This is a genomic window from Prochlorococcus sp. MIT2304 (genome assembly GCF_059772405.1).
Window position 1 is genome coordinate 768217 of the sequence record NZ_CM186286.1, and the last position, 25685, is coordinate 793901.

The following is a 25685-nucleotide window of genomic DNA, read 5'->3' on the forward strand; positions in this document are numbered from 1 at the left end:
TAAGAAATAATTTATGAGAAATAATTAATTTCTTATTTCACCTAATACTCTTAGCGCTTCATTCACATGAGCAGGACCATTTAAAAGGTCGTTAAAAATGTGTCTTATAATACCTTTCGAGTCGATAATATAAGTCACACGACCGTCTAATAAGCCGAGAACTTTAGGGACACCAAAAGCTTTTCTTAAAGAATTTTCTGTATCACACAATAACGGGAAAGGAAGTTTATTTTTGTCAGCAAAAGATCTATGGCTTGCTTCATCATCACCACTCACTCCCCACACTTCAGCACCGAATAGTTTAAAAAGATCATATTTATCTCTAAAGCCACAATTTTCAGCTGTACATCCAGGGGTATCATCTTTCGGATAAAAAAATAGAACTAGTGGCCTACCTTTCGCTTGCTTATTCGTCCTAGGAACTCCTAGCTGATCAGAGAGTGAGAAATCAGGTATTTGATCGCCTAACTTTAAAGGCATTAGAATCCTAAAAATTATTTCTTTATTATATAAAAAATTAAGTCATATCGGAGGAGAAAGAGTTGACAAAATAGTATCAACTCTAAAATTTACAGATCAACACCTATTAACTATCGTTTGTAAACACTAAATTTATTAAGTTAACAAAATTAGATTTTGAGTTTTAGTATATTGGTATTTATAAAATAAAAATCATTGAGTGGTTTCGGGAAAAAGAAAAAAGAGAATAAAGGCTCTTCTAAAAAACTAAGAAACCTTTCAGAAAAGGATCTGAAAGCACAATCAATCGATCATCATCTTAAAGGTAATTTAGATGAAGCAGAAAAAGGATATATAACTTTTTTAAAAAATGGGTACTCCGATGCAGATATAATTTCAAATTATGCACTTATATGTGAAGACAAAGATGAAAATGATAAAGCTATTAAACTATATAAAAAATGTATCAATAGCTATCCAAATCATATTTTCTCAAAATTAAATTTATCTTTTTTATATTATAAGTTAAATAATTTAGAAAAAGCAGCAATAATTATTGAAGAAGCGATTAAATTAAAGCCGAATCTTCCAAATAGCTATTGTATTAGAGGATTAATTCTGAAAAGTCTAAATAAATATAATGAGGCTAAATTATCTCTTGAAAAAGCAATCAAACTAGATAATAATTACTTTGATGCTTATATAAATTTAGGGTTGCTAAATAAAGATCATAATAAATATGATGAGGCAGAAAAATATTATTTACAAGCTTTGGAAATAAATAATAAATCTGCTATAGCTCATTTAAACCTAGGCGCATGCTACAAAGATAAACAAGAACTAGAAAAGGCAATATTACATACAAAGAAGGCAATTGAGATAGATAAAAAACTAGAAAAATGTTATTTAAACTTAGCTACGATATTTAACCAAATGGGTGATTATAAAAAATCATTATCACTTATAAAAAAAGAACTTTTATTGAATAAAAATAGTGATTTAAGTTATCAACTTTTAAGTGAATTAATCAGAAAAGGAGAATTACTAAATGCATCAAAGAAAGATAATAGAGAATTACTAAATAATATATTAAATAGGAAAGATATCTCTCATAGAGAACTATTTGGCAATATAAACAGCCTTATCTCAAAAGAAGTATTAGAAAAACTGTTGATTTTAGAATCGGAATTATATGAAAACAATGAATTTAATATTCTTATTAAGGACAAGGAATTAGTAAAAGCACTTTCATTACTAATATTTTGCTCTCCATTATGGGAAAAAGTTTTGAGGAACGTACGCAAGAATCTTCTGATGAGCTATTCAGATAAAGATAAAATAAATAATAATATTTTAAATTTTACCATAGGTCTTGGATCACAATGTTTCTTAAATGAATATGTCTATTATATCTCCACAGAAGAAGAGGATAAACTAAAAGAACTTAAGAGAACAATCAATAATAATAACAATAAAGATTATAAACTAGCAATAATCTCTTGCTATCAATCTCTATCTTCAATAAGCAATGAAACCATTAATTTGGATGATTATGTTTCAAAAAACAAAGAATTTAATAATCTAATTAATTTACAAATTAAGGAGTTAAATGATGAAAAAAAGATTTCAAAAGGGATTAAGAAGATAGGGAATATAAAAGATTTTATATCTAAGGAAGTAAAAAAACAGTATGAATTAAACCCATATCCTAGGTGGAGGTATAATTCATTCGCTAAAGAAAATAAATCAAACATTTTATCAGTTATTAATTCTGAAATTTATCCAAATAAAATTAATTCTATTTCAGATCAATTAAAAAATAAAAAAACAAATATACTTATAGCTGGCTGTGGGACAGGGATTCAAATACTTGAAGCATCTCGATATAGTAATTGTGAAATAACAGCAATCGATTTAAGCAATTCAAGCATCTCATATGCAAAGAGAAAGGTCGATGAATATGGAATGAAAAATGTCGATTTTATTGAAATGGATTTACTTGAATTAAAGTCATTAAATAAAAGATTTGATTTAATAGAATGTTCGGGTGTTCTTCACCATATGAATGATCCTACTAAGGGATTATCAAATCTATTAGATGTATTAGAAGAAAAAGGTTTTTTAAAGTTAGGTTTCTACAGCAAATATGCAAGAAAATTAATACTAAAAACAAGAGAACTAATCAAAGAAAAAGATATTAAACCAAGCAATGATGAAATAAGGAGCTTCCGAAATGACGTTCTTAATGGAGAAATAAAGAGATTAAATGAAATAACTAATTGGTCAGATTTCTACTCAACATCAATGTGCAGAGATCTCTGCTTTCATAGTCATGAAAACTGTTACACGTTAATTGAAATCAAAAAGATGTTAGTACTATCTAATTTGGAATTCCTAGGTTTTACTCTTTCAAAAGATATAAAAGATGAATATCAAAAATATAGTAACGATATAGACTCTTTAACAGATTTAGAATTATGGAATAAATTTGAAAAATCAAATCCTAATTCATTTAGAGAAATGTATCAATTCTGGGCTAGAAAATCAATTAAATAGTTGTTCTTCCAACCCTGGAATAAACAATTTACATAAGGAGAAAATAAATAGTATTGCTAGAACATTACCCAGCATTGCTATTGCAAAGCGAATTCTCAGATCCTTAGCAAATGGTAGGAGGTTTTCCCAAAGTTGTAGTAATGGTCCGCCTGCCATTGGATATTAATGTTTAATTATCAATAGCTTACAGCGCGACTACCGTATTGGCTACATCAAAACAAGATTTAAAGTAAAAGATTCTATTGTGATCTTCTACTTTAATTTGCTTCTCATAACGAATAGAATTATCAACCCTATCAATATTAAGACTATCGGGTAAAGCAATACAAATAAAATATCTACAACATTTTCTGGTCTATTAATAATATATAAACCTACTATAAATATTATTATAGGTAAAAGAATAAGTGATTTTATCAATAGACCTTCATTCCATTTTTTAATCTCATCATCTTCATCTAATAAAATCTCAAATTTCTTTTTTAAAATTTCATTCTTAAAATCAGACTGATCGCTCATGAAATCCTGAATAGAATACTACGAGTTCAATACTATATACTAACTTTTTAATTAATATATAGTTTCATACGTATTGATTTCTATAAAAATGAATCACTTTAATTATATAGATTTATTTGGTTTTTCAGCAGCTTTGCTAACTACTACTGCTTTTTTGCCTCAGTTATATAAAACATGGCAAACAAAAACAGCAGAGGATGTATCATTAGTTATGTTGATTCTATTTATAACAGGTCTTATTTGTTGGATTATTTACGGTTTAAAAATCAATTCGATTCCGATTTTAACTGCAAATATAATTACTTTTATTTTTAATTTTTCAATTTTAATTTTAAAAATCAACTACAGCAAAAGTAGAGAGTAATAGAATTCTTTTATATATATTAAATATTTATTATTGAGCACCATTAGAGGCTATAGTTGTTTAAGATTTTAATTTTTTTCATGTCAGGGGAAGAACTACAACTAATTGGCAGATCTTTAGCACTGCATCCGCCTGTAATGATAATCACACTTGGTTTGTTCATGTACATCAGAGGTAAAGCTATTGCAAGCAGTAACCCTACAAAAAAAGTTACCCCATTTTTCCCTTTCAGAAACGTATAAAAATAATATTATTTCTTTTCTCAAAAAAATATAAATCAGCTATTAACCAAAAGGATTAGTCCCCATTAGTGGTCCTACGAACAAAAATTCCATAACAGCTCCAGTTATTGCTACTGGGAAAACCCAAACAGACATAAATCTAATACCCATAAATTTCATTCCTCCTTTACCTGCGAATGCATCTTTTGTCATTGTGTATACAGTTTCAGTATCTTTTACTGAATATGTATTTTCTCCAGGATCTGAGTAGGCTTGTGCAAAATTCAAATTATTTATTAAATTTCTAATTTTGTTATGCAAAACTATGGGCCAAACCCATAAGAAAAATATCCTACCCACGAATGAAAATGAATTAGCCTGACGAGCAGACAATTGATTGTTAGATGCTCTGTTAGGGAATGCACCTTCAATTATTGATGTTATTGAGTCTTGATCAGTAGGAAATAATTTCCTTTCCTCTAAAACTTCTGGATGATCATCAATGGAAGAAATGTCCAGATCAGTTTTAGGATTATCTAAAACAGCTGTTGAGATATTATTTTCTGCTTGGATTGATTCTTGATTTTCCATAGCTAACTTATTTCTGAGAAAATTATAAGACGAATTGGTATCTTCTGATTAATGAAAGAAATAATCTTAAAATTATCTATCAAATTTAGAATAAAATAATTTTTCTAATAAAAAAAAGGCCTATCTGATGATAAGCCTTTTTTATTTTTATTTTTTAGTTATGCGTTTATTACACCACGGCGGATAAATTGCATTGCGAAAATAGCACCGAGGAAAAATACTGTGGGAATACCCAATGCGTTCACCGCCAAAGTTCTAACAGTGAAAACTGGATAGCCTCCTGCAGGTCTTCCTTTATCAGCAACAATTGCAGTATCTTCCCATACTTGCTCATTTTGAATGGTAGGTCCATTATCCCAGACAAATACTCCCCATCTTCTTAACCAATAATCAGTAAAGGCAACTGTAAAAATGACTGGGGTTAGTACCAAAAGTAATTTGAGGTTAATCATCCAACTATTTATTTATGCAGTAAATCTTGGCATACGAGAGTCAAAAAGGCAGATTGATTGATTGACCTTATGGATTCTGTAACAAATTGGTCCAAATTTAGAAGCTTTAATAACTCTCCAAGTTGACTCGCAAAACTTCTGATATTGTGGAGACATTGCCTCTTGAAAGGCGTAAATTAATTGGTTTGATTTATGGAATTCGGTTTTAAAGAAATTCTTTTCGGATTAGCTGGAGTGAGCATGATTGCTTGGGCTGGTGTAATTGGCCTCTGGCATACTTATATGTTTCCAAGATTTTTCAAAGAAGATTCCAGTCGAATTAATAACTCCTACGCGGCTTCTTCCCTAGATGAATCAGCTCCTTTGAACAAAAGCATCAATAAGCCTTGGTTCATAGATGACGAGGGAGGGACACTTACTCCCAAGACTGCTCTGGGTGCAATAGGTCTTGCAGATAGAGGGAAATACAGCAAGAAATCTTTTGTAGTTGCTGACTTTAATCCTGTTGAAGCTGGTTATGGAGTTAATAGGCTCTACACATCTGTTTTAATTGGCTTAGCTATCAGTACTTTTGTCATAATCTCCTTTGGTCTTCAAAGTGGTTTCGGACTGATGGGACCAACCTTATAAATTGAGTCAATTTAAAACGAAAAAGACATATCCATTCATAAAATCAAAATTACCTTCTCTTTAAAGGGTTTAAACCCAAAAATACAAATGTTTTCAGATAAAGATCTTTAATAAGAACCTTGTTGACTAATTTCCTAATCTTTTTTCGAATCAATCTCAAAATACATATTAATCAATTCACTTCTTAGAATATTTTTGAACGTTTTTCCTTGAAAACCCCTCTAAAGACTACATTCAAGAATCGTAATTCCAACGATAAACAAAATTAGAAATTAGTTACCTAAAAACCCAAGGAATAAATAATGACTTATTTGTGTATCAAAAATCAATATTTAATAGACAAGAAAATTTAAAAAAAGCCAAATTCCCTCTAAATGTGCAAAGCTGCTTTAAAATATTGTTGATTTTAAATTGCTCCATGACTGTAGGAATCTACTTCGCTACAACAACAGGTAAAACCGAAGATATAGCTGAACGGCTGCACGGCTTACTTGACTCTGCTGAAGGTCCAAAGGATATTTCAGATGTCGATGACCTTAGTGAATTAGCTGGACATGATGGGGTTATTTGTGGAATCCCTACATGGAATACCGGTGCTGACTCTGAAAGATCAGGAACAGCTTGGGACTCAATCCTTGAAGACATCGGTGAACTAGACCTAAGTGGTAAAAAAGTTGCAATTTTCGGCTTAGGTGATTCTTCTACTTACACAGAAAACTATTGTGATGCAATGGAAGAGCTTCATAGGTACTTCCAACAAGCTGGTGCCTCAATGGTTGGATACACAGCAAAATCTGATTACACATTTGATGAATCAAAAAGTGTAGTTGGAGAAGAATTTTGTGGATTACCACTTGATGAAGACAGTGAATCAGACATGACTGATGAAAGGCTCTCAGGATGGGCTGAGAAACTAAAAGGAGAGATGTTTTAGTTTTATTTAAGCCTAAACAAAATTGTAAAATCTTCCTGAGTCATTACTTAGGAAGATTTTTTTTTCCATTTTTATGTGAAATTAAGATTTCCGAAAAAGTAAACTAAAAATAATCTCTAAAAAAGTCAATTTCTGAAGTTATTTAATAAATCACACCAAACGACCCCACGATATCTTAATATTTTCTTTATGAACTCAGATCATTGCTCAGATCGTAACGTTTATCTAAACGTAAATCTCTCTTTAAAAGATGAGACTTTGCGAATGTTGATTGAGATGTCAAATGATATGGGTGCAAGTCTTGAGGATGTAATAAGTTCAATAACTGAAGACTCAGTAATAGATTTACAGAGGCTACAGGACGATTTAGGTATTGTTATAATACCTGAGAAATGCAGTAAGCAAGATTTAATAAATTCACTTCAATAGCAATTAATCGTTTTTTTTATCTCTGCTTTTTAGTAACTTCCAAGCAGAAATACAAACTTGGTTTCTAAAAATATAGCTGTTATTTCCTACCACATTTCTTTAAACTCTTAATCCAATCAAATCTAAAATTGCTGAAATGATTTCTTTAAACTTTTCAATTAATCTCAGAAGTAATCAGAGATATTTTTTATTTAAACCTTTATAAAGCCAATTTTGCACACGTTGTGCAAAGACTTTGTTAGTAGCTTTTTTTTCAAACCAGTCCCTACAATTTTTTCTTTTAATCTTTGAAACTGATTTTGTTGCTTCGATCAAACCCTCGATATTATTGGGTTTAACCAAAAAACCATTAAAACCATCTTCGATCAATTCCCCAGGTCCTCCAAGATCATATGCAATTACTGGAACTCCACAAGCCATCGCTTCAACAATAACGTTTCCATAAGCTTCATTCCATTTAGGAGTATTTATTAAAGCTCTGCATAGACCTAATTGTTCCTGAAATTCATTCGTTGGAAGAAAACCTTTCCATTCAATACTTTCTTTTTTAAAAGTATTTTCAATCTTTGCAGCATATTCTTTGTCTTCAATAAGTCCCCAAACCAACAATTTTTCACCTAGATCTTTCGCAACTTTTACTGCATCTTCTAAACCTTTTTCAGGTGCAATTCTTCCAGCCCAACCTAATGGGCCATTCTTTTTTTCACTGAATGAATAATTTTCAATATCAAAACCATTACCAATAATAATTGGATCTGTTTTCAAACAATAATCTTCTGATTGTCTTTTGGTATGAAAAGCTAACTGATATGGAAATAGTTGACTTATTTGACTAATAATTTCTTTCATTATAAGTGATTCAGCACCCATACTAATTAAATGAAAGATTTTAATTTCATGAGTTTTTGTTAACCATAAAGGAAGCCAATCATAGGCAAAATTAATAACTGCATCGGAATGATTTGCTAAATCAATAGCTGTTTCCCATAACTTTGGTAAAACACTATTAGAGGGAATTAATACTGGGTCTGTTCTCTTCTGATGTTGCCAACTAGGTTGATCTATTCCATCTATTAATTTTAATTCAAGCAATTCACTTTCAAAAGGTATTTTTGAACCTTTTGGTGCAATTAAAATAATTTTATGACCTAATGAAATTAATCCTTTTACTAGAGAAATAATAGTAAGTTCAACTCCACCTCCTTTCCCACTGCCTAGGTAACCTATAGGTGTACTTACAAGAATAAGTTTTAATTGTTTATTTCTCACTCAATTTAACCTTCTTCTTGTAATTCATTATTAGTTTTATCCCCCCAGAATCTTCTCCTTTGACTTACAAATAATACTGATGTTAGAACCAATAGCACACCAATCCACTGAAGAATGAAGAGTCTCTCTCCTAACCAAATTCCACCAGTAATTAAAGCAAAAACTGGTGTTAAAAATGCAAGGGTACTAAAGCTAGTTAATTCTTTACGGCTTGCAAACCAAAAAAACAAGCCATAGGCCAGTGCGCTACCAAACAAACTTGAATAAGACATCAAAGTCCATTCAAAAGCAGACCAATCTGGCAATAATGGCCAATTTTTATCAAACACATGCCAAACGAGAAGAGGTATGCTTCCTAAAACCATATGCCATCCTGTTACGGCAACAGGATCACTGTTTTTGCAAGCGTATCTAATAAGAACTGTCCCTAAAGCCATAGAGGTGGCCGCGCATATCATCCAAACCTCTCCATGGCTTAAAAAATTACTTCCTGATTCAAATTTGCCAAGTAAAAACCAATTTCCTAGCAATTCGGTAGGGACCCCAAGACAAATTATTCCAACCAATCCAAGAACCAAACCAATCCATCCAATTGGATTTATTGCATCTCCAAACAAAATTCTTGCTAAAAGAGCAACCATTAAAGGTTGGGAATCGATAAGTACCGAACCCAATCCTGCTCCAGTTTCCATTAAACCTTTCGCCAGAAAAATTTGAAAAAGTGTTGCATCAATCAAAGTAAATACTAAAAACCACACCAAATCATCTTTTGAAATATTCCAACTCCTTTTCAAAAAAGGTACGGAAGCTAAAACCACCAGACCAGCCGGCAAAAGCCTTAGTGAGGCAACAATCTCAGGTCCTGCAGCCTTAACCAATGGTGCCATAGCCGCCATTGATGTCCCCCAAAGAGCGAACGGCAAAATCATCAAAAACCAATTCCAAATGACAAACATAAGGTCAGAAAGCAATCTCCTTTTTAATATCAATAAAGTTATGCATAATTTGAATGATTTGGCCCTTGAGACGCAAATCCAAAAAAAGGATGGCACGAATATGTATTGAAGGTCCTATCAATGCAGAAACTCGAAAAAATGTCCTAAAAGCATTAAAGCAAATTGAAGATAGAGAGTTCCCAGCTCTATTACTACGCATTGACAGCCCTGGAGGAACAGTTGGTGACAGCCAAGAAATTCATAGCGCTCTTTTGAGACTAAGAGAAAAAGGTTGTCATGTTGTGGCTAGTTTTGGCAATATTTCGGCCTCTGGAGGAGTTTACATAGGGGTTGGTGCTGAAAAAATCGTTGCCAATCCAGGAACAATAACAGGCTCCATTGGAGTGATTTTAAGAGGGAACAACCTCTCGAAGCTATTAGAGAAGGTTGGCATTAAATTTGAAACTGTAAAAAGTGGTCTTTACAAAGACATCCTTTCTCCTGATCGCCCTTTATCAGCAGAAGAGAGAGAACTGCTTCAGTCTCTGATTGATAGTAGTTATGAACAATTTGTTTTAGCAGTTTCAAAGGGAAGAAACTTAACAACGGAAGTTGTTAAGAGTTTTGCAGATGGAAGAGTTTTCACTGGAGAGCAAGCCAAAAAATTTGGACTTGTGGATGAAATTGGCGATGAAAATGATGCAAAATTGCTTGCAATAAAAATTGCGAACCTAGATGAAAAAACAAAACCAATTACGTTTGGAAAAACTAAAAAGAAATTATTAGGGTTACTGCCTGGAGGAAAATTAATTCATAACCTTTTAAACATGTTAAATCTAGAGTTGGGGGGAAATGGGCAAATTCTTTGGCTATACAAGCCCTAAGCTATGAATTTTCATAAAAAATTTAATCTATGTGCATTAAGAGGTGCAACAACTTCTGAACACAATTCTGTCGAATCAATTACTTCTGCAGTAGATGAATTGCTAGTTGAATTAGTATCCAGAAATAATTTGATCCCCGATCAAATTATTTCTGTTACTTTCTCAGTAACTAAAGATTTAGATGCTTGTTTCCCCGCGTCTATTGCTAGGAAAAGAGCAGGTTGGGAGGAAATTGCCCTTTTAGACTGTCAACAAATGTTTGTTAAAAACGACTTGGCTAAATGTATTCGTCTAATTGCTTACGTTTCTTTACCAAATGAGCAAAAACCTCAAAACACTTACCTCGGTAAAGCAAAAAATTTGAGGCCAGACCGTTAAAGCCGGTTTTTTTTCCAACAACAGCCTATATTTAATTAGGTTTACTTGAATGCACTTGAAGAAGATTCAAGTGTTATGTATCTTTCAACCAAAATAAGTCATGTTCAAAAATCATTCTTTGCCAATCATAAAAAAATTTTTTTTTATTGGACTCTCGGCATTTCTGCTTAGTGCAGGAGCTTTTAACTCAACCCCAAAATCTTCAGCATCACCAGGCTTTTTTGAATATCAATGGTTCCCAGAGGAAGGTTATAAAAAACTTAGATACCTTCAATCTTCATCTGAAAGACTTGAAAGAGCAACTTATTACTTTTTTCTAAGAGGTAGAGAAAGAAAATCAGATATCAGCAAATTGACTCTTAAAGTACCTGATTATTTTCAGGCAAAAATTAAGCCCGAAAAATTAAGTTTATGCAAAGTAAAAATTGGTTCTTATACATCAAGAACCCGTTGCGAAAAGACTGTTCCATCCGATATTAAAATCAATAAGGATCAAACATTAATCAATATATCCCCAGAAAAACCAATTCCTTTAAACAAAGATTCATACGCAGTGGTAATGAAAATTTTTAATCCTAGAAAAAGAGGAATGTTTCAATTCCAGGCTTTTTCCCAAAATGTTGGAGAAATCGACATCTCAACATATTTAGGAACTTGGAACATAGACGTACAGTGAACTGATAAATTAATTACACATATCTAATCCAATACGAGCATAGATAAAAATGACAAAAAGGACTTTTGGTGGAACAAGTAGAAAAAGGAAAAGAGTCTCTGGATTCAGAGTGAGAATGAGATCTCACACAGGAAGGAGAGTTTTAAGAACTCGTAGAAAACGTGGAAGAGCTCGTTTAACTGTCTAAAATTACCTCACCCGACAAAGATACTCTTAACAAAAGTTTCTTCTTATGGTTTTGCCAAAACACATGAGACTCAAAGGTCATAAATGTTTTGACTTTATTTACAAGAAAGGGACTAGGTACTATGGCTCTTCAATGGTTCTAAGAGTTTCAAATGCAAAGTCAAAATTATATTTAAAGGGAAAAAACTCGCAAATTAAGCCTTTTATCAAGTGTGCAATATCTATAAGCAACAAAGTAAGCAAAAAATCAGTTACGAGAAATAAGCTTCGACGGTTATTCCACCACCATTTAGCTCAAAGACTTTCTAATATGTATCTTGATAAAGAGATTTGGGCTTTTATTTCCCTTAAACCCTCTTGCATTAAAAATTCTGATAGCAATTTACTGAAAGAATGTGACAAACTACTCACTAAGGCTGGAATAACACAATGACAATCAGTCCCAACGAAGACATTTTTTACGAGGGAGGACCTGCCAGCGGTGACCTCATCATTAACTTAATGGCTGGAATTACTCTGATAGGTCTCCCTTTTACTTTTGGAGCTTTAGTCAGAGCTTTGTGGGTAAGATACAAAATAACAACGCGTAGAATATCTGTAACTGGTGGCTGGCTAGGTAGAGATAAAACTCAGGTTGTTTATAGTCAGATTGCTGAGATAAGAGCAATACCAAGAGGGTTAGGATCTTACGGTGATATGGTTTTAGTCCTAAAAGATGGAGCTCGACTTGAGATGAGATCACTTCCTAACTTTCGAGAAACGGAATCTTACATACTGAAAAAAATAGAAAAATCGCCCGTAAACAAATCCGTCAATAATGCTCAAGGCTTTTCAAACTAATGAGAGCTCACAAATATGTGAGACAAGAGCACATCCTCTAAGGCAAACTGGCCTAACAACAACAACCTTTCTTCCTTAAAAACCGTGATCGGGTACATCTCAGACAATCTACTTATCCCGATCCTAGATTTTTTCTACGGATTAGTTCCAAGTTACGGACTAGCGATTGTCGCATTAACCATAGTTATTCGCTTAGCACTTTTCCCTCTTAGCGCTGGCTCAATTAGAAGCGCTAGAAGAATGAAAATCGCCCAACCTGTCATGCAAAAAAGACAGGCTGAAATAAAAAGCCGCTATGCAAGCAATCCTCAAAAGCAGCAAGAAGAATTAGGGAAATTAATGGGTGAATTCGGGAGCCCCCTTGCGGGTTGCCTCCCACTTTTAGTTCAAATGCCAATATTGTTTGCCTTATTTGCAACTTTAAGAGGTTCACCTTTTGCAGATGTTCCCTATCTAGTTAACATAAAAGTTCTACCATCTGACCAAATTGCCGCAGTAGAACCCAAGCCTTTCAAGACAGCAAAGCACTCAATATTCATAACTGAAAAGAATCATTTCCCAGTTGTAGCAACCCTTCCAGGCGGCACAAAAATCGGTTCAGGTGATTCAGTTAAAATTAATTTGCAAACTTTAAATGGAGATTCATATGTCAACGAATTGAAGAAATACGATAATGGTTCAAAATTTTCTCCTTCTTGGAAAGTCACAAAAGGTGAAGACATTGTAAGAGTATCTTCTGATGGGACTGTAAATGCACTCAATCCTGGCGATGCAACTGTTGAGGCAAAGATCCCTGGTTTAGCAGCAAAAAGCGGTTTCTTATTTATAAAAGCTCTTGGAAATGTTGGATTTTATGTAGATGGTGCCATTCACTGGGATATTGCAATTCTAGTGGCAGGTTTTGGATTAACACTTGTCATCTCTCAGGTGCTCTCTGGAAGAGGGATGCCAGAAAACAAACAACAATCAACTGCAAACAAAATTACACCGGTAATGATTACTGGAATGTTTTTATTCTTCCCTTTGCCTGCTGGTGTATTGCTTTATATGGTTATTGCAAATATTTTTCAAGGATTACAAACATTTCTACTTAGCAGAGAATCCTTACCAGACAATTTACAAAAAATACTTGATGATCAACTTAAGCAACAAGATAAGCCGGCGGTTTCAGTAACTTCAGAAGTTATATCTGATTCAGGTAGATTACCTTTCGAACCAAAAAGTAATAAATAGCTTCAAATACAACTTATTATATAAGTTAAATCTCATATAGAAAATATCTATAAACTGATGTCTAATTGGGACGAACAACTTGATCTACTAATTCGAGCGAGAACCCCCATTATCTGGATAAGGAGTAATGAAGAAGAAAGGGTTGAAACTCTTGTCAAAAATTGTACTAAAAGGCTCTCTCCTCGAAGACTTGCAACTTGGGATTATATCAATGGAATTAGCAATGTTCTTAACACTAATAATCTTGGTTCTAGGCAGCCAATGGCAGTACTTGAGTGGCTAAAAAAACTAGATGAAAGTTCTCCAACAATAGTTTTGCTAAAAGATTTTCACCATTTCTGTGAAGATCCAGGCATTCTAAGAATGCTAAAAAATTTAACTATTGATCTTCGCTCAAAGCCTCATTCAATAATTATCAGTTCTGGATTATGGAGCCCCTCAAATGATTTAGAAGAAGACCTAACTATTCTTGATCTACCATTACCCAAAGAAAATGAAATTAAAACTCTTTTATCAAATATTGCTGAAGCTAGTAATTCTCAATTAGAAGAAAATGTTCTTAAAGAATTAACAAATGCATGCGGGGGACTGAGTGAATCAAGGATCCGTAAAGTGGCTGCAAGAGCACTTGCTCAAAGAGGTCAAATTGGCAAAGAAGATTTGCTAGAGGTATTGGAAGAGAAACGCCAATCTATTGCTCGCAGCGAAGTTCTGGAATATTGCAAAACAAATAAGTCGCCAAATGATGTTGGTGGTTTACAAATATTGAAAGATTGGTTGAAACAAAGAAAGCAAGCTTTCTCAGAGGAGGCAAAAGATTTTGGATTACCCTTACCTAAGGGGGTTTTACTAGTTGGACCTCAAGGGACAGGCAAAACTCTAGTAGCGAAAGCAATAGCAAATAGCTGGTCTATGCCTTTACTAAGACTTGATGTAGGGAGGCTATTCGCTGGCTTAGTTGGAGCGAGTGAAGCAAGAACAAGAGAGACCATTCAGCGAGCTGAAGCTATGGCACCTTGCATTTTATGGATTGACGAAATTGATAAAGCTTTTGGCGGTGATGGAAGAAGTGACGGAGGAACAAGTCAAAGAGTGCTCGCAAATATTCTCACATGGATGTCAGAAAAAACTTCTTCTGTTTTTCTTGTGGCCACTGCAAATGGAATAGATAAGCTACCTGCTGAGCTTTTGAGGAAAGGAAGATTTGATGAGATTTTCATGCTTGAATTACCTTCTAGAAATGAAAGACATAGCATTCTTGAACTTCATCTTGAGAAAAGAAGACCAAATTTAAAAATTGATTTAAATTCTACTGTCGATAGAACAGAAGGATTTTCTGGTGCAGAATTAGAACAAGCCGTTATTGAGGCAATGTATTTTGCATTTGCTGAGAAAAGAGAGCTTGTAGAAGGTGATTTAATTCTCGCCTCGAGTCAACTAGTTCCTCTGTCTAGGACAGCAAGAGAACAACTTGAGTCTCTTAGAGAGTGGGCTTCTAGTGGAAGAGCGAGAGCTTCATCTCCAAAACTTTTTTAGATTTTTCTTATTATTATTTTTTTTAATCAAAAAAAGTTCTCAAATTTAGAAGAAATTAATGCTCGTAATTTTTTTTAGGAACAATTAACGATTAGGCTAAAAGGACTTCAACATTTATGTAGTGATAGACCATAAACTACTACGAAAAAATCCAGATTTAATTGCAGACGGACTTAAATCAAGAGGAATGGATATTGATTTAGGGGTACTTCAAAAATCATGCAAAGATCTTAAAGAACTTGAAGAAAAAAGAAATTCACTTCAAGCTGAGGGAAATTTAATTGGGAAAGAGGTTGGACAAAAAATAAAACAAGGCCTTTCTCAAGATTCTGAAGAGATTTCAAGTCTTCGTATTAAAGGCAATAAAATCAAACAACAAGTTGGGATTATTGAAGAGGAGGAAAAATCAATTTCAACTCAATTAAATGAACGAATTCTTTGCTTACCTAACTTGCCTGAGAAGGATTCTCTCGTAGGGAAAGACGAAAAAGATAATAAGGAAATCAGAAGATGGGGTGAGCCTATTTCAGGAGATAATTTCAAAGAACATTGGGAAATTGCTAGTAGATTAAAGCTTTGGGATAGCGAAAGATCTTCAGTAATAGCAAAAAGTAGATTTGTCACCCTTTTCAACCAAGCTGCAAAACTTGAAAGATCACTTATAAATTTCATGCTTGATTTACATGTTAAGAAAGGATATTTAGAAGTTCTTCCACCAGCTCTTGTTAACACGGCTAGCCTAACTGGATCTGGGCAATTACCAAAATTTGCAGAAGAAAGTTTTCGTTGTGCTGATGATGATTTATGGCTAACTCCCACAGCTGAAGTCCCAATAACATCTCTCCATCGTGGTGAGATTATCCCTCAAGATTTGCTCCCATTAAAATACGTAGCTTATAGCCCCTGTTTCAGAAGAGAAGCTGGTAGTTATGGTAGAGATACAAGAGGTCTAATAAGACTTCATCAATTCAATAAAGTCGAACTTTATTGGTTTACTTCTCCAGAAAAATCTAAAGAGGCTTTAGAACAAATCACATCTGATGCAGAATCTATATTGCAGCAACTCGAACTGCCTTATCGAGTTATTCAACTTTGTACAGGAGATTTAGGTTTTTCAGCAACAAAAACTTATGATTTGGAGGTTTGGCTTCCTGGTGCCAATACGTTTAGAGAAATATCTAGTTGCAGCAACTGTGGAGACTTTCAAGCTAGACGTTCTTCAATACGAACAAAAGATAACAATAAAAAAAATATACTTTTGCATACTTTGAATGGAAGTGGATTGGCCATTGGACGCACTATGGCTGCGATTTTGGAGAATGGTCAACAACCTGATGGAAGTATCAATTTACCAAAAGCCTTAATACCTTACTTCGGTTCGAACAAATTACAGCCAGAATAACTCAATCATAATCCAATTAATGAACGTTCTTTTATCTATAGCTGTATTAGGCCTTCTGATTTTTTTTCACGAGTCTGGGCATTTTTTAGCAGCCGTACTTCAAAAAATCAAAGTAAGTGGTTTTTCAATCGGTTTTGGACCAGCTCTTTTGAAAAAGGAAATAAATGGAATCACCTATTCACTTAGATCGCTTCCATTAGGAGGATTCGTATCATTTCCTGATGAAGAAACAGATTCATTAGTTCAACCTAATGACCCAGACCTATTAAAGAACAGACCAATTTACCAAAGGGCAATTGTTATTTCAGCGGGTGTAGTGGCAAATTTATTACTTGCTTGGATCGTACTAATTGGTCAAGCAAGCTTAATAGGAATTCCTAATCAACCTGAACCAGGGGTGATAATCATGGGAATTCAACCAGATGAGCCTGCATTTAATTCAGGATTAGTGGCTGGAGATCAAATAATGAGCGTAAATGGTCGAGCATTAGGCAGCGGCAAAGATGGAATTATGGATTTAGTAAATATTATTCAAAAATCATCTGGGGAAGAATTACTTTTTGAGAGAGTCAATGATGGAGAAAGCGAGACAATTTCGATAATCCCAGCAGAAAATGAAGGGAATGGAAGGATAGGAGCACAATTACAACCGAATCTTCCAAATGAAATATCTAAAGCAAACAATATTGGTGAAGTATTTAATAGCTCAAATTCACAATTTTATGAATTACTTAGTCGAACTGTTATTGGCTACAAAAGTTTGATTACTAATTTCTCCTCAACTGCTCAGCAGTTAAGTGGGCCAGTCAAAATCGTTGAAATTGGTGCTCAGCTTTCTGAACAAGGTGGCTCAGGTCTTGTCCTTTTTTCTGCTTTAGTTTCAATTAATCTTGCAGTTCTTAACTCCTTACCTTTGCCTCTTCTAGACGGAGGACAATTAGTTCTTCTAATTCTAGAAAGTATTCGCGGAAAGCCAGTTCCTGAAAAAATTCAATTGGCTTTTATGCAATCTGGATTTGTCTTACTTGTAGGCTTAAGTGTTGTTTTGATTATCCGAGATACTACGCAGCTATCTTTAGTTCAGCAGTTTGTTCACAAGTAAGAACATTAAATTTTGGATAATTACTAAAAAGTATTTTGAAAATAAATTTACTGCAATTACTAAAAACAATCAGGCAAGGAGTTAAAATGTCTGTTAAATAAGTTGAATACGCCCCTTAATGGCAAAAAAGTCAATGATAGCGCGTGACGTGAAGCGCAAAAAACTTGTAGAAAGATACGCAGCAAAGCGTAAAACTCTGATTGATGCTTTCAAATCAGCAAAAGATCCTATGGAAAGATTAGAAATCCATAGAAAGATTCAAGCTTTGCCTAGAAATTGTGCACCTAATAGAATCAGAAATCGTTGTTGGGCTACGGGGAAACCAAGAGGAGTTTATAGGGATTTCGGCTTATGCAGAAATCAACTTAGATCTAGAGCTCATAACGGGGAATTACCAGGAGTAGTAAAATCAAGCTGGTAAAAATCTAATAGTAAATAGATTTATAATATTTATACCAATAAGTGGGAATGATTATATCTCCCGCTTTTTTTTTAGTTTTATATTTTCAGTTATTGTGGTAAATGTTTCCTCTAGGAAACAAATATATCGAGTTTTTTACTCAATTAGTCCCATTAAGTGTAAGAATGTCATAAGACAAAAAGCTATAAAGGCACGTGCAAGGTCAGACAAAATCCGTTTCCTTCGATGGTAGAGAGATAAAGCTCACTACAGGGAGATTTGCTCCACAGGCTGGTGGTTCAGTAATGATTGAGTGTGGTGACACCTCCGTTCTAGTAACAGCGACAAAATCGACAGGCCGAGAGGGAATTGATTTCCTACCTTTGATGTGCGAGTACGAAGAAAGGCTATACGCAGCTGGAAGGATTCCAGGGAGTTTTATGCGACGTGAAGGGCGCCCCCCTGAAAGAGCAACTTTAATTTCAAGACTTATTGATCGTCCAATGAGGCCTCTTTTCCCTGGTTGGATGAGAGACGACATACAAATAGTTGCGACATGTCTTTCCTTAGATGAAAGAGTTCCAGCAGATGTTTTAGCTGTAACTGGAGCTTCAATGGCAACATTGATTGCAGGTATTCCTTTCCAGGGACCCATGGCTGCTGTTCGCGTTGGCCTCTTAGGAGATGACTTTGTTCTCAACCCAAGTTATAGAGAAATTGAAAGAGGTGATCTTGATCTAGTAGTTGCAGGGACTCCAGATGGTGTAGTAATGGTTGAAGCAGGAGCAAATCAACTAACTGAACAAGATGTTATTGAAGCCATTGATTTTGGCTATGAAGCTATAACTGAATTAATCAATGCTCAAAAGGAAGTTTTGAAAGAATCAGGAATCAATCAAAATATTCCTGAAGCGCCCGAAGTTGATGACACAATATCAAATTATCTAGACAAAAATTGTACAAAGTCAATTAGTGAAGTTCTAAAAAACTTCGATCAAACAAAAGAGGAGAGAGACAATAAGATTGAAGAAATAAAGATCAATGTTTCATCAAAAATAGAAGGTCTAAAAGACGATAATGTTGTTAAAAAATCCTTTTTAGCAAATAACAAACTATTAGATAATAGTTATAAAGCATTAACCAAAAAGTTGATGAGAGATCAGATAATTAAGGAAGGGAAGAGGGTCGATGGTAGAGAATTAAATGAGGTAAGAGCAATAGATGCAGACGCCGCAGTATTACCCAATAGAGTTCATGGATCAGCACTCTTTCAAAGAGGTTTAACACAAGTTCTCTCTACAGCGACGTTGGGCACACCAAGCGATGCACAAGAAATGGACGATCTAAACCCTAATACTGATAAGACCTACATACATCATTATAATTTTCCACCTTACTCAGTTGGAGAAACTAGACCAATGAGAACTCCAGGCAGGAGAGAGATTGGTCATGGAGCTTTAGCCGAAAGAGCCTTAATTCCTGTGCTTCCAGCAAAAGATACTTTCCCATACGTACTAAGAGTAGTAAGCGAAGTATTGAGTTCAAACGGATCTACTTCAATGGCTTCAGTCTGTGGGAGTACCCTAGCACTCATGGATGCAGGAGTTCCTTTAAAAGCTCCAGTAGGTGGAGCAGCTATGGGTCTAATTAAAGAAGGGAAAGAAGTAAGAATATTAACTGATATTCAAGGAATAGAAGACTTTCTTGGAGATATGGATTTCAAAGTTGCCGGGACAGAAAAAGGAATTACAGCCTTACAAATGGATATGAAGATAACGGGTCTTCCAATTGAGACAATTGGCGAAGCGATCAATCAAGCACTACCTGCTAGGACTCATATTTTAGGAAAAATGTTAGAGGCTATTGAGACACCAAAGGAAAATCTTTCTCCTCATGCTCCAAGGCTGTTAAGTTTTAGAATTGACCCTGAGCTAATTGGAACAGTTATCGGTCCTGGTGGTAGAACAATAAAAGGTATTACCGAAAGGACTAACACAAAAATCGATATTGAAGATGGCGGAATAGTCACTATTGCTTCCCACGATGGAGCTGCGGCAGAAGAAGCTCAGAGAATCATAGAAGGATTAACGAGAAAAGTTCATGAAGGAGAAATTTTCTCTGGTTCTATTACAAGAATTATTCCAATAGGAGCTTTTGTAGAAATTCTTCCTGGCAAAGAAGGGATGATACATATTTCTCAATTATCAGAGGCAAGAGTAGAGAAAGTTGAAGATGTTGTAAAAGTTGGTGATCAAGTAACTGTAAGGGTTAGAGAAATAGATAATCGAGGTCGTATTAATTTAACCTTAAGAGGTGTCCCGCAAAATGGAGGGATGGGAAATTACCCTGAACCTACTCCTACACCCGTAGCACCTCTTACTTAAAATCTAGACGATATATTTAGATTTATCTAAAGAAAAAAATTCCATAGTTTTTTGGCAAATCTTTTGATGTAATTTTCCATGGCTTGCTATTAGACAACCTGACTGAGAAAAGTTTGTTTTTTGATAGTTCAGATTTGTTCCATCTGCATGGGTGAACTTTCCACCAGCTGCCTCAATAAGTGCTTGTGGAGCTGCCATATCCCAATCCTTTGGAGAAGTCTCTCCAGATAGAGAAATATAAACATCTGCCTCCCCTCGCAAAATTGATGCGACTTTACAGCCAACACTTCCTATTTTTTTTGTCTCAGCAAAACATAAACTTGATAGGAGATGTTGAAGTTTTGATTGTTGATGATTTTTACTTGATACGAGAATTAATTCAGATAATTTTTCCCTATTACTAAAAGAAATTTGATTTTTATTACCATTTCGATTTTCATACCAAGCGCCACTTCCAACAATACCAATCCAAAGCTCACTTCTTTCAGGGATCAAAACTATCCCAATTTTTGGCTTTTTTTTGTGCACCAAAGCAATATGAACCGCATAGTTTTCAGATCCTTGAAGAAAATCTTTTGTCCCATCAAGTGGATCAATAATCCAACACCAATTTTTTTTGTAATGAGATCCTTGAAAAGTTTTTTCCTTAGAAGTTTCTTCACTTAAAATATCCCAATCTTTATAAAAGAGATTATCCTTCAAACCAGAGATCAATAATTCATTAACAGCCATATCAGCTGCTGATACAGGACCATCTCCACCTTCTTCTACAGTTAAAGATTTTGGAAAGCCATAAGGAGGTTCTTGTCCTCGCGCATAAGCCCTCAAAACATCAGCGGCAGCCCAGCTAACCTTTCTAAGTTCATCCAACAAAGTAGCTAATTCAACACCTTCCGGTAAATAACTGTCATTTGACATAATGAATTTAATTGATGATCACCAGTCTCAACAAGAAAGATTAGAACCTTGCCCAGGGACTCTTTACTTAGTAGGGACGCCTATAGGTAACTTAGGTGATTTATCTGAAAGGGCAAAGTCTATTCTCAAAGACGTATCACTCATTGCCTGTGAGGATACTCGGAGGAGTGGGCAACTTTTGAAGAAAATAGAATCTAAAGTACCTTTAATTAGCTATCACAAACACAATTTAAAAAGTAGACAATCTCAATTATTAGAGATCCTAGAAAACAAAGGAAGTATTGCTTTAATTAGTGATGCTGGCTTACCAGGAATAAATGATCCAGGAGAAGAACTTGTTAAAGCAGTACGAGAAAATAGTTACGAAGTGATTTGCATCCCTGGTCCCTGTGCCGCTACAACAGCATTAGTAATAAGTGGCTTACCTTCACAAAGATTTTGTTTTGAAGGATTTCTTCCGAAAAAACAAAGTACTAGAAAAAAACTTTTAGAAGATATTGCTAAAGAAAAAAGAACAACAATAATCTATGAATCACCTCATCAGTTAATAAAACTTTTAGAAGATTTATCTATTTCATGCGGAAAAAAACGCCCTATTCAAATAGCTAGAGAACTTACAAAAATACATGAAGAGTCAATTGGAGAAACTATAGAAGAAGTACTTGAATATTTCATTATAAATAGACCAAGGGGTGAATTCACAATAGTTCTGGGAGGTAATAATAATAATAATAAAGAAACTAAAATCAGTGAATCGGAAGCATTAAATAAACTCAACACATTAATCAGGCAAGGGGAAAGATCTAATATAGCGGCGAGAAAAGTAGCTGAAGAAACAGGTTATACAAAGAAATGGCTTTATTCCAAATTACATAAGAAACTTGACAAATAAACTTTTTCGACCAAAGCTAATTAAATATTTATTCTAATCAAAAATTTTCTATATGTTTCTTAGATTGCAACTTTTAACTCTAAATATTGGCACATCAATATTACTAATTTTATTCCTATGTCTTGGATCACAAAATCTAGGTAAGAAACATAGTTTAAATTTTTTATTGAATAAAACTGTTCCTCTTCCAATTGGATTTCTTGTAGGAACTTCTTTCACCATGGGAGTTGTCACTGGAGGTATTACTTCAGTATCAATGGTTAATAATAAAGTTAATGAGAAAAAATAAAATAAAAAGGAACTAATTATCCAAAGCTATTATCGAGTCTTCAAGTATTAATCTGGTAATTCCCTTGGAAATTAAATAAGGTTTAGAGATCTTAAAAACAGATGTATTAGGAATTTTAATTACTCGTTGGTTTTTTGAGCAACTTCTTTTAGCAGCGCGTTGGTTCAAAAATAACAAAATTGCATTTCTTTTTAATTCATTCTCTGGCAAAAAACTCCACTCAGACAAATCAGATATGGATTTAATTTCTAGCTCAACTTTTTTATCTACGAGCATATAAACAATCTCAGGGAGGCTTTCTTGATTGAGTATCTCAAAATCTAATTGTTTCTTTTCGAAATCAAAGCTAGAGACCAAAGGAACTATTTCCTCAAAGTTATTATCAGTATTCTTATTTGATTTTTTTATATCAGATTTTTCAAGATTTTTAGTCTCAGAGAGAGAGATATCCTCAACAGGTAGAAAGGCTATCTCCTCAAAATCAGAATTTTTAAAATCATGATCAATATTTATGGGTTTTTCTTCCTCATTAAGTTTTTCTGGGATAGATATAAAAGAATTTGTTTGATCAAAATCTTTATGCTCTCCATCAGAACTTTCAACATGAACCGGTTCTAAGTTTTTATTACTGCTCTTTAATCTTTGTTTCTTTAGCAATTTGTATTCAAGATCTGAAAGTAGCGTCTTCACCGTTCTATTTATGGTATTGGAACTGCAACTATATTTTTCTGCAAGTGTATTAGTATTCTCTCCAGCTTGATAAGCTTCTAAAATTTCATTTTTTTGAATCTTTGTTAGCCTTTTCAAGATCATGCCGATTAACTTAACATGTCCAAGATAAAACCTAGTGATCAAATTTTTATAAGCCCATACTATAACTACTTCACAAAAATTGAATAATTTTAAACGCCCTTTAACCCTTTCGAAAAATTAATAAATTTTTCGTCTCCAAACAAAAAAACTTGCTATTGAGAAGGCTAAGGGAGCTTTTATTGAAAAAAGAAATAATTTAGCAGATCAGCAACTGCTTAATTCTTGTTGTAGTTATCTACGTGAGTATGTAATGTTATATGGTTCTATTGTTATTTTTTGCGCTCCGGTTCGCGAACAAATAAAAAAAAATCGTTCTGCTCCCTTAGCTCAGCTGGATAGAGCAACTGCCTTCTAAGCAGTGGGCCGCAGGTTCGAATCCTGCAGGGAGCGTTACAAAAACCTTAATGGTACTAGGATTTCTAGAGTTAGGCGTTATGCTTGACTCAGTTCTCTATGGCGTAAAAGGCGTAAATTACGACCATCTTTTGAGTCTTGGCCAGAAAAACCCTTCCTTGGGAAAAATCTTTAAGAGATGCGCTGCGTGGTTAATGCGGCAAGGGATGGACTTGTCAGAACAAAAGAGGGAAGATTCAGGTTCAAATAATTTTTGATGATGGACATAGAACAGCGTTAACCACCGAACTGATTTGGGAAGGATCGAACCATATTCCTTTTTTAGGTTTATGCAAACGCTTTCAGGGTTTGATGGTTAGCCAGCATCTAGGAATAGCCGAGGCTTACAAACTTATAGATAAAGCAGAAATCAAAACCAATAAAAGTAATGACTTAGCTTGGAGAAATGTTATTGATAAATATAAAGAATCAAAAATTAATAGCGGAGAAGTTACAAAAAGAACATGGGAGAAAAATCAACAATTAAGAATGAGCAGATGTCTGGAAGTTTTGGAAGAGCTTCCAAGGCCGATAAATGCAAAAGAATTATTGGAAAAAATAATAAAAAAATATCAACAGCACCAGGCAAAACAGTTCGAAGAAGACAGGTTCAAGATGTTGCTGATTTACTTAGATTTGCAGTCAGTGAGTGTGGCGCTCCTACCAGATGGATGCCAACAGAAAAACAATTCCTAACCAAATTAATTGGAGTAAATAAAGAGAAAGAAGATTCAACCGCAATAAAAGATGAGCAAGTGATCAGGCTCCTAGCGAGCATTGATGATCCAGAAATGAAAAATGCTATTGGCTTGATGGCTTGTGTTGGATTACGTGGAGTCGAGGTCGGAAATATCCAAGCAAATGGAAAAACCTTTTATTGCACTTACAGGAAAAAGACTGCAAGAAAACCTGAGGGAACTAAGCCTAGAGACATAGTTGGTTTAGATCCAGTTGGCCTTGAGGGTTTAAGTAATCAACTTTTAGCCAAGTTAAAAAAAGAGGGAAATAAATGTTTGCCTCTTGGTTGCCGAGATAAAGAAGACGCTGGTTATTACATAGGAGACTTTTTAAAAGACCATCCAATGTGGAGAACGCTCGTAAAAGAAACAGCAAATAATCCAAGATCCTCAGGCCAAGGAAATGTATTAACGCCTTATTCACTTAGGCATGGTTACAGCTACCGAGCTTCAGGAATCTATGGATTAAGTGATCGAACAAGTGCGGCAAACATGGGACATTCTCTCCAGACGCACAATGCTCACTATGGGCAATGGTTCGACAAGAGCGACATAGAAAAATCTTTAGAGAAAGTCAAAGCCGTACAAAAAAGAGAAACAAACTTTCCTAAAGAAAAGCCACTAAGCTAATTAGTACTAACAGTTAAAACCTACGAGAAAAAAATAGGGAAAAAGAAATTGAGGGGCAAAGAATGAACTTAAAATCAATTGCTAATAAAGTTAAATTTTTAGATCAGCAATACAGGGAAGGAGCTGCTCTGGTAACTGACCAAGAATTTGATCAGCTAGAAAATAATCTCAGGCGTATTGCTCCAGAGGATGACTACTTCAACCAAAAATTAGTTTTGCCTTCACTGGGCAAAGGTAGAGAAGATGAGTTCCTAGAAAAATTATTACCCGACACAAGATTGATAAATGCACCCAAAATTGATGGCTGTGCTATTGCTCTTTCTTCTGAAAATGGCATTTTTAAAAAAGCGATTTCGAGGAAAGGTAAGGACGTTACCAATGCAATTAGAACAGTTAAAAATATCCCTCAAAGCATTTCTAACTAGATCAACTCTTCACGTTAGGGGGGAGCTTTTTGGTCGAGGCCTCCCACCTGCAAATAGTCAAAGGCTGGCGGCTGGATTACTCAGAAAAAGATTTCCTGACGGACAAGGACTTTCTTTCTGCTCATTTCAAATACTCAATGGAGAACTTAACTACTTCTAAAGCCTTCAAGTACTCGAAAAGCTTGGCTTTGAAATTCCAGAAACAGAG

Annotated in this window: 32 protein-coding genes and 1 tRNA gene; 24 read left to right on the forward strand and 9 right to left on the reverse strand. The window is 34.4% G+C overall.

Annotation, left to right across the window (positions count from 1 at the left end):
• Positions 1 to 24: 24 nt before the first annotated feature.
• On the reverse strand, positions 25 to 480 hold the full coding sequence (locus AC6EIY_RS04740) for a peroxiredoxin (protein WP_498507884.1): 456 nt from the start codon (positions 478 to 480) through the stop codon (positions 25 to 27).
• 195 nt (positions 481 to 675) lie between these two features.
• Here AC6EIY_RS04740 and AC6EIY_RS04745 point away from each other — a divergent pair, with 195 nt between their 5' ends.
• Complete coding sequence (locus AC6EIY_RS04745) at positions 676 to 3015, forward strand: tetratricopeptide repeat protein (protein ID WP_498507886.1); 2340 nt, start codon at positions 676 to 678, stop codon at positions 3013 to 3015.
• On the opposite strand, the gene AC6EIY_RS04750 is transcribed toward AC6EIY_RS04745, so the two are convergent.
• Both AC6EIY_RS04750 and AC6EIY_RS04755 read right to left on the reverse strand, forming a co-directional pair.
• Positions 3004 to 3171: a hypothetical protein gene (locus tag AC6EIY_RS04750; RefSeq protein WP_269611017.1), complete on the reverse strand. Its 168-nt coding sequence runs from the start codon at positions 3169 to 3171 to the stop codon at positions 3004 to 3006. The genes AC6EIY_RS04745 and AC6EIY_RS04750 overlap by 12 nt on opposite strands.
• Before the next feature lie 96 nt (positions 3172 to 3267).
• The gene (locus AC6EIY_RS04755) at positions 3268 to 3534 is read right to left on the reverse strand and encodes a hypothetical protein (protein WP_498507888.1); all 267 of its coding nucleotides are present in this window, start codon (positions 3532 to 3534) and stop codon (positions 3268 to 3270) included.
• A gap of 88 nt (positions 3535 to 3622) precedes the next feature.
• On the opposite strand from AC6EIY_RS04755, the gene AC6EIY_RS04760 reads away from it, so the two are divergent.
• Together AC6EIY_RS04760 and AC6EIY_RS04765 are read left to right on the forward strand one after the other, a co-directional pair.
• Entirely contained in the window at positions 3623 to 3898 is a 276-nt protein-coding gene (locus AC6EIY_RS04760; RefSeq protein ID WP_498507889.1) for a SemiSWEET family sugar transporter, read from the forward strand.
• Positions 3899 to 3978: 80 nt separating this feature from the next.
• Complete coding sequence (locus AC6EIY_RS04765; RefSeq protein ID WP_011294990.1) at positions 3979 to 4140, forward strand: hypothetical protein; 162 nt, start codon at positions 3979 to 3981, stop codon at positions 4138 to 4140.
• A gap of 42 nt (positions 4141 to 4182) precedes the next feature.
• Here the strand turns inward: AC6EIY_RS04765 and AC6EIY_RS04770 are convergent, their stop codons facing one another.
• Together AC6EIY_RS04770 and psbF are read right to left on the reverse strand one after the other, a co-directional pair.
• Complete coding sequence (locus tag AC6EIY_RS04770) at positions 4183 to 4710, reverse strand: hypothetical protein (RefSeq protein ID WP_498507890.1); 528 nt, start codon at positions 4708 to 4710, stop codon at positions 4183 to 4185.
• A gap of 158 nt (positions 4711 to 4868) precedes the next feature.
• Positions 4869 to 5162 (reverse strand): cytochrome b559 subunit beta, long form, encoded by a 294-nt coding sequence (gene psbF / locus AC6EIY_RS04775; RefSeq protein WP_498463290.1) that lies wholly within the window; start codon positions 5160 to 5162, stop codon positions 4869 to 4871.
• Positions 5163 to 5354: 192 nt separating this feature from the next.
• Here psbF and AC6EIY_RS04780 point away from each other — a divergent pair, with 192 nt between their 5' ends.
• The 3 genes from AC6EIY_RS04780 (at position 5355) to AC6EIY_RS04790 (ending at position 7155) form a co-directional block, all read left to right on the forward strand.
• Entirely contained in the window at positions 5355 to 5792 is a 438-nt protein-coding gene (locus tag AC6EIY_RS04780) for a hypothetical protein (RefSeq protein WP_498507892.1), read from the forward strand.
• 418 nt (positions 5793 to 6210) lie between these two features.
• Positions 6211 to 6726, forward strand: coding sequence for a flavodoxin FldA (fldA, locus tag AC6EIY_RS04785; RefSeq protein WP_498507893.1), 516 nt, complete (start codon positions 6211 to 6213; stop codon positions 6724 to 6726).
• A gap of 189 nt (positions 6727 to 6915) precedes the next feature.
• Positions 6916 to 7155 (forward strand): CopG family transcriptional regulator, encoded by a 240-nt coding sequence (locus AC6EIY_RS04790; RefSeq protein ID WP_498507895.1) that lies wholly within the window; start codon positions 6916 to 6918, stop codon positions 7153 to 7155.
• Between the two features lie 174 nt (positions 7156 to 7329).
• On the opposite strand, the gene AC6EIY_RS04795 is transcribed toward AC6EIY_RS04790, so the two are convergent.
• Both AC6EIY_RS04795 and AC6EIY_RS04800 read right to left on the reverse strand, forming a co-directional pair.
• Complete coding sequence (locus AC6EIY_RS04795; RefSeq protein WP_498507896.1) at positions 7330 to 8424, reverse strand: glycosyltransferase; 1095 nt, start codon at positions 8422 to 8424, stop codon at positions 7330 to 7332.
• 5 nt (positions 8425 to 8429) lie between these two features.
• The gene (locus AC6EIY_RS04800; protein WP_498507898.1) at positions 8430 to 9380 is read right to left on the reverse strand and encodes a DMT family transporter; all 951 of its coding nucleotides are present in this window, start codon (positions 9378 to 9380) and stop codon (positions 8430 to 8432) included.
• A gap of 53 nt (positions 9381 to 9433) precedes the next feature.
• Here AC6EIY_RS04800 and sppA point away from each other — a divergent pair, with 53 nt between their 5' ends.
• The 12 genes from sppA (at position 9434) to AC6EIY_RS04860 (ending at position 20380) form a co-directional block, all read left to right on the forward strand.
• Positions 9434 to 10243, forward strand: a complete 810-nt coding sequence (gene sppA / locus AC6EIY_RS04805; RefSeq protein ID WP_498507899.1) for a signal peptide peptidase SppA — start codon at positions 9434 to 9436, stop codon at positions 10241 to 10243.
• Positions 10244 to 10246: 3 nt separating this feature from the next.
• Complete coding sequence (gene aroH / locus AC6EIY_RS04810; RefSeq protein WP_498507901.1) at positions 10247 to 10621, forward strand: chorismate mutase; 375 nt, start codon at positions 10247 to 10249, stop codon at positions 10619 to 10621.
• A gap of 100 nt (positions 10622 to 10721) precedes the next feature.
• Positions 10722 to 11297: a DUF2808 domain-containing protein gene (locus AC6EIY_RS04815; RefSeq protein WP_498507902.1), complete on the forward strand. Its 576-nt coding sequence runs from the start codon at positions 10722 to 10724 to the stop codon at positions 11295 to 11297.
• Positions 11298 to 11346: 49 nt separating this feature from the next.
• Complete coding sequence (gene rpmH, locus AC6EIY_RS04820) at positions 11347 to 11484, forward strand: 50S ribosomal protein L34 (protein WP_413678338.1); 138 nt, start codon at positions 11347 to 11349, stop codon at positions 11482 to 11484.
• A 45-nt stretch (positions 11485 to 11529) separates the two neighbouring features.
• On the forward strand, positions 11530 to 11916 hold the full coding sequence (gene rnpA, locus AC6EIY_RS04825; RefSeq protein ID WP_498507904.1) for a ribonuclease P protein component: 387 nt from the start codon (positions 11530 to 11532) through the stop codon (positions 11914 to 11916).
• Positions 11913 to 12323, forward strand: coding sequence for a PH domain-containing protein (locus tag AC6EIY_RS04830; protein ID WP_498507905.1), 411 nt, complete (start codon positions 11913 to 11915; stop codon positions 12321 to 12323). The genes rnpA and AC6EIY_RS04830 overlap by 4 nt, the downstream gene beginning before the upstream one ends.
• Positions 12324 to 12407: 84 nt before the next feature.
• Positions 12408 to 13556 (forward strand): membrane protein insertase YidC, encoded by a 1149-nt coding sequence (gene yidC / locus AC6EIY_RS04835; RefSeq protein WP_498507907.1) that lies wholly within the window; start codon positions 12408 to 12410, stop codon positions 13554 to 13556.
• 57 nt (positions 13557 to 13613) lie between these two features.
• Positions 13614 to 15092, forward strand: coding sequence for an AAA family ATPase (locus tag AC6EIY_RS04840; RefSeq protein ID WP_498507908.1), 1479 nt, complete (start codon positions 13614 to 13616; stop codon positions 15090 to 15092).
• 121 nt (positions 15093 to 15213) lie between these two features.
• Entirely contained in the window at positions 15214 to 16494 is a 1281-nt protein-coding gene (gene serS / locus AC6EIY_RS04845; RefSeq protein ID WP_498507909.1) for a serine--tRNA ligase, read from the forward strand.
• Between the two features lie 19 nt (positions 16495 to 16513).
• Positions 16514 to 17596 (forward strand): RIP metalloprotease RseP, encoded by a 1083-nt coding sequence (gene rseP / locus AC6EIY_RS04850; RefSeq protein ID WP_498507910.1) that lies wholly within the window; start codon positions 16514 to 16516, stop codon positions 17594 to 17596.
• Positions 17597 to 17714: 118 nt separating this feature from the next.
• Positions 17715 to 18017 (forward strand): 30S ribosomal protein S14, encoded by a 303-nt coding sequence (gene rpsN, locus AC6EIY_RS04855; protein ID WP_269606477.1) that lies wholly within the window; start codon positions 17715 to 17717, stop codon positions 18015 to 18017.
• Positions 18018 to 18211: 194 nt separating this feature from the next.
• Complete coding sequence (locus AC6EIY_RS04860) at positions 18212 to 20380, forward strand: polyribonucleotide nucleotidyltransferase (protein WP_498507912.1); 2169 nt, start codon at positions 18212 to 18214, stop codon at positions 20378 to 20380.
• 3 nt (positions 20381 to 20383) lie between these two features.
• Here the strand turns inward: AC6EIY_RS04860 and AC6EIY_RS04865 are convergent, their stop codons facing one another.
• Positions 20384 to 21298: a 3'(2'),5'-bisphosphate nucleotidase CysQ family protein gene (locus AC6EIY_RS04865; protein WP_498507913.1), complete on the reverse strand. Its 915-nt coding sequence runs from the start codon at positions 21296 to 21298 to the stop codon at positions 20384 to 20386.
• A 1-nt stretch (position 21299) separates the two neighbouring features.
• On the opposite strand from AC6EIY_RS04865, the gene rsmI reads away from it, so the two are divergent.
• Positions 21300 to 22190 (forward strand): 16S rRNA (cytidine(1402)-2'-O)-methyltransferase, encoded by an 891-nt coding sequence (gene rsmI, locus AC6EIY_RS04870; RefSeq protein ID WP_498507914.1) that lies wholly within the window; start codon positions 21300 to 21302, stop codon positions 22188 to 22190.
• Positions 22191 to 22242: 52 nt separating this feature from the next.
• Positions 22243 to 22479: a hypothetical protein gene (locus tag AC6EIY_RS04875; RefSeq protein WP_498507915.1), complete on the forward strand. Its 237-nt coding sequence runs from the start codon at positions 22243 to 22245 to the stop codon at positions 22477 to 22479.
• Between the two features lie 12 nt (positions 22480 to 22491).
• Here AC6EIY_RS04875 and AC6EIY_RS04880 read toward each other — a convergent pair whose 3' ends face one another.
• Complete coding sequence (locus AC6EIY_RS04880; RefSeq protein ID WP_498507917.1) at positions 22492 to 23292, reverse strand: hypothetical protein; 801 nt, start codon at positions 23290 to 23292, stop codon at positions 22492 to 22494.
• Positions 23293 to 23608: 316 nt separating this feature from the next.
• On the opposite strand from AC6EIY_RS04880, the gene AC6EIY_RS04885 reads away from it, so the two are divergent.
• The 4 genes from AC6EIY_RS04885 to AC6EIY_RS04900 all read left to right on the forward strand — a co-directional run bounded on the left by AC6EIY_RS04885 (position 23609) and on the right by AC6EIY_RS04900 (position 25477).
• Positions 23609 to 23682, forward strand: a tRNA-Arg gene (locus AC6EIY_RS04885).
• Between the two features lie 14 nt (positions 23683 to 23696).
• Positions 23697 to 23903 (forward strand): hypothetical protein, encoded by a 207-nt coding sequence (locus tag AC6EIY_RS04890; protein ID WP_498507919.1) that lies wholly within the window; start codon positions 23697 to 23699, stop codon positions 23901 to 23903.
• Positions 23904 to 24149: 246 nt separating this feature from the next.
• Positions 24150 to 25052 (forward strand): site-specific integrase, encoded by a 903-nt coding sequence (locus AC6EIY_RS04895; RefSeq protein ID WP_498507921.1) that lies wholly within the window; start codon positions 24150 to 24152, stop codon positions 25050 to 25052.
• A gap of 62 nt (positions 25053 to 25114) precedes the next feature.
• Positions 25115 to 25477, forward strand: coding sequence for a hypothetical protein (locus tag AC6EIY_RS04900; RefSeq protein WP_498507922.1), 363 nt, complete (start codon positions 25115 to 25117; stop codon positions 25475 to 25477).
• Positions 25478 to 25685: the final 208 nt, after the last annotated feature.

Excerpts from the sequence above, each read along its gene's own strand:
- AC6EIY_RS04800 (WP_498507898.1), bottom strand. The coding sequence starts at position 9,380 with ATGTTTGTCATTTGGAATTGGTTTTTGATGATTTTGCCGTTCGCTCTT.
- AC6EIY_RS04865 (WP_498507913.1), bottom strand. The coding sequence starts at position 21,298 with ATGTCAAATGACAGTTATTTACCGGAAGGTGTTGAATTAGCTACTTTG.
- AC6EIY_RS04840 (WP_498507908.1), top strand. The coding sequence starts at position 13,614 with ATGTCTAATTGGGACGAACAACTTGATCTACTAATTCGAGCGAGAACC.
- AC6EIY_RS04790 (WP_498507895.1), top strand. The coding sequence starts at position 6,916 with ATGAACTCAGATCATTGCTCAGATCGTAACGTTTATCTAAACGTAAAT.
- AC6EIY_RS04755 (WP_498507888.1), bottom strand. The coding sequence starts at position 3,534 with ATGAGCGATCAGTCTGATTTTAAGAATGAAATTTTAAAAAAGAAATTT.
- AC6EIY_RS04815 (WP_498507902.1), top strand. The coding sequence starts at position 10,722 with ATGTTCAAAAATCATTCTTTGCCAATCATAAAAAAATTTTTTTTTATT.
- aroH (WP_498507901.1), top strand. The coding sequence starts at position 10,247 with ATGAATTTTCATAAAAAATTTAATCTATGTGCATTAAGAGGTGCAACA.
- AC6EIY_RS04895 (WP_498507921.1), top strand. The coding sequence starts at position 24,150 with ATGGGAGAAAAATCAACAATTAAGAATGAGCAGATGTCTGGAAGTTTT.
- AC6EIY_RS04765 (WP_011294990.1), top strand. The coding sequence starts at position 3,979 with ATGTCAGGGGAAGAACTACAACTAATTGGCAGATCTTTAGCACTGCAT.
- AC6EIY_RS04760 (WP_498507889.1), top strand. The coding sequence starts at position 3,623 with ATGAATCACTTTAATTATATAGATTTATTTGGTTTTTCAGCAGCTTTG.
- AC6EIY_RS04770 (WP_498507890.1), bottom strand. The coding sequence starts at position 4,710 with ATGGAAAATCAAGAATCAATCCAAGCAGAAAATAATATCTCAACAGCT.
- AC6EIY_RS04880 (WP_498507917.1), bottom strand. The coding sequence starts at position 23,292 with ATGATCTTGAAAAGGCTAACAAAGATTCAAAAAAATGAAATTTTAGAA.
- AC6EIY_RS04900 (WP_498507922.1), top strand. The coding sequence starts at position 25,115 with ATGAACTTAAAATCAATTGCTAATAAAGTTAAATTTTTAGATCAGCAA.
- AC6EIY_RS04890 (WP_498507919.1), top strand. The coding sequence starts at position 23,697 with ATGGTACTAGGATTTCTAGAGTTAGGCGTTATGCTTGACTCAGTTCTC.
- psbF (WP_498463290.1), bottom strand. The coding sequence starts at position 5,162 with ATGATTAACCTCAAATTACTTTTGGTACTAACCCCAGTCATTTTTACA.
- rsmI (WP_498507914.1), top strand. The coding sequence starts at position 21,300 with ATGAATTTAATTGATGATCACCAGTCTCAACAAGAAAGATTAGAACCT.
- AC6EIY_RS04750 (WP_269611017.1), bottom strand. The coding sequence starts at position 3,171 with ATGGCAGGCGGACCATTACTACAACTTTGGGAAAACCTCCTACCATTT.
- fldA (WP_498507893.1), top strand. The coding sequence starts at position 6,211 with ATGACTGTAGGAATCTACTTCGCTACAACAACAGGTAAAACCGAAGAT.
- rpmH (WP_413678338.1), top strand. The coding sequence starts at position 11,347 with ATGACAAAAAGGACTTTTGGTGGAACAAGTAGAAAAAGGAAAAGAGTC.
- AC6EIY_RS04875 (WP_498507915.1), top strand. The coding sequence starts at position 22,243 with ATGTTTCTTAGATTGCAACTTTTAACTCTAAATATTGGCACATCAATA.
- rnpA (WP_498507904.1), top strand. The coding sequence starts at position 11,530 with ATGGTTTTGCCAAAACACATGAGACTCAAAGGTCATAAATGTTTTGAC.
- AC6EIY_RS04780 (WP_498507892.1), top strand. The coding sequence starts at position 5,355 with ATGGAATTCGGTTTTAAAGAAATTCTTTTCGGATTAGCTGGAGTGAGC.
- AC6EIY_RS04830 (WP_498507905.1), top strand. The coding sequence starts at position 11,913 with ATGACAATCAGTCCCAACGAAGACATTTTTTACGAGGGAGGACCTGCC.
- rpsN (WP_269606477.1), top strand. The coding sequence starts at position 17,715 with ATGGCAAAAAAGTCAATGATAGCGCGTGACGTGAAGCGCAAAAAACTT.
- sppA (WP_498507899.1), top strand. The coding sequence starts at position 9,434 with ATGATTTGGCCCTTGAGACGCAAATCCAAAAAAAGGATGGCACGAATA.
- AC6EIY_RS04740 (WP_498507884.1), bottom strand. The coding sequence starts at position 480 with ATGCCTTTAAAGTTAGGCGATCAAATACCTGATTTCTCACTCTCTGAT.
- rseP (WP_498507910.1), top strand. The coding sequence starts at position 16,514 with ATGAACGTTCTTTTATCTATAGCTGTATTAGGCCTTCTGATTTTTTTT.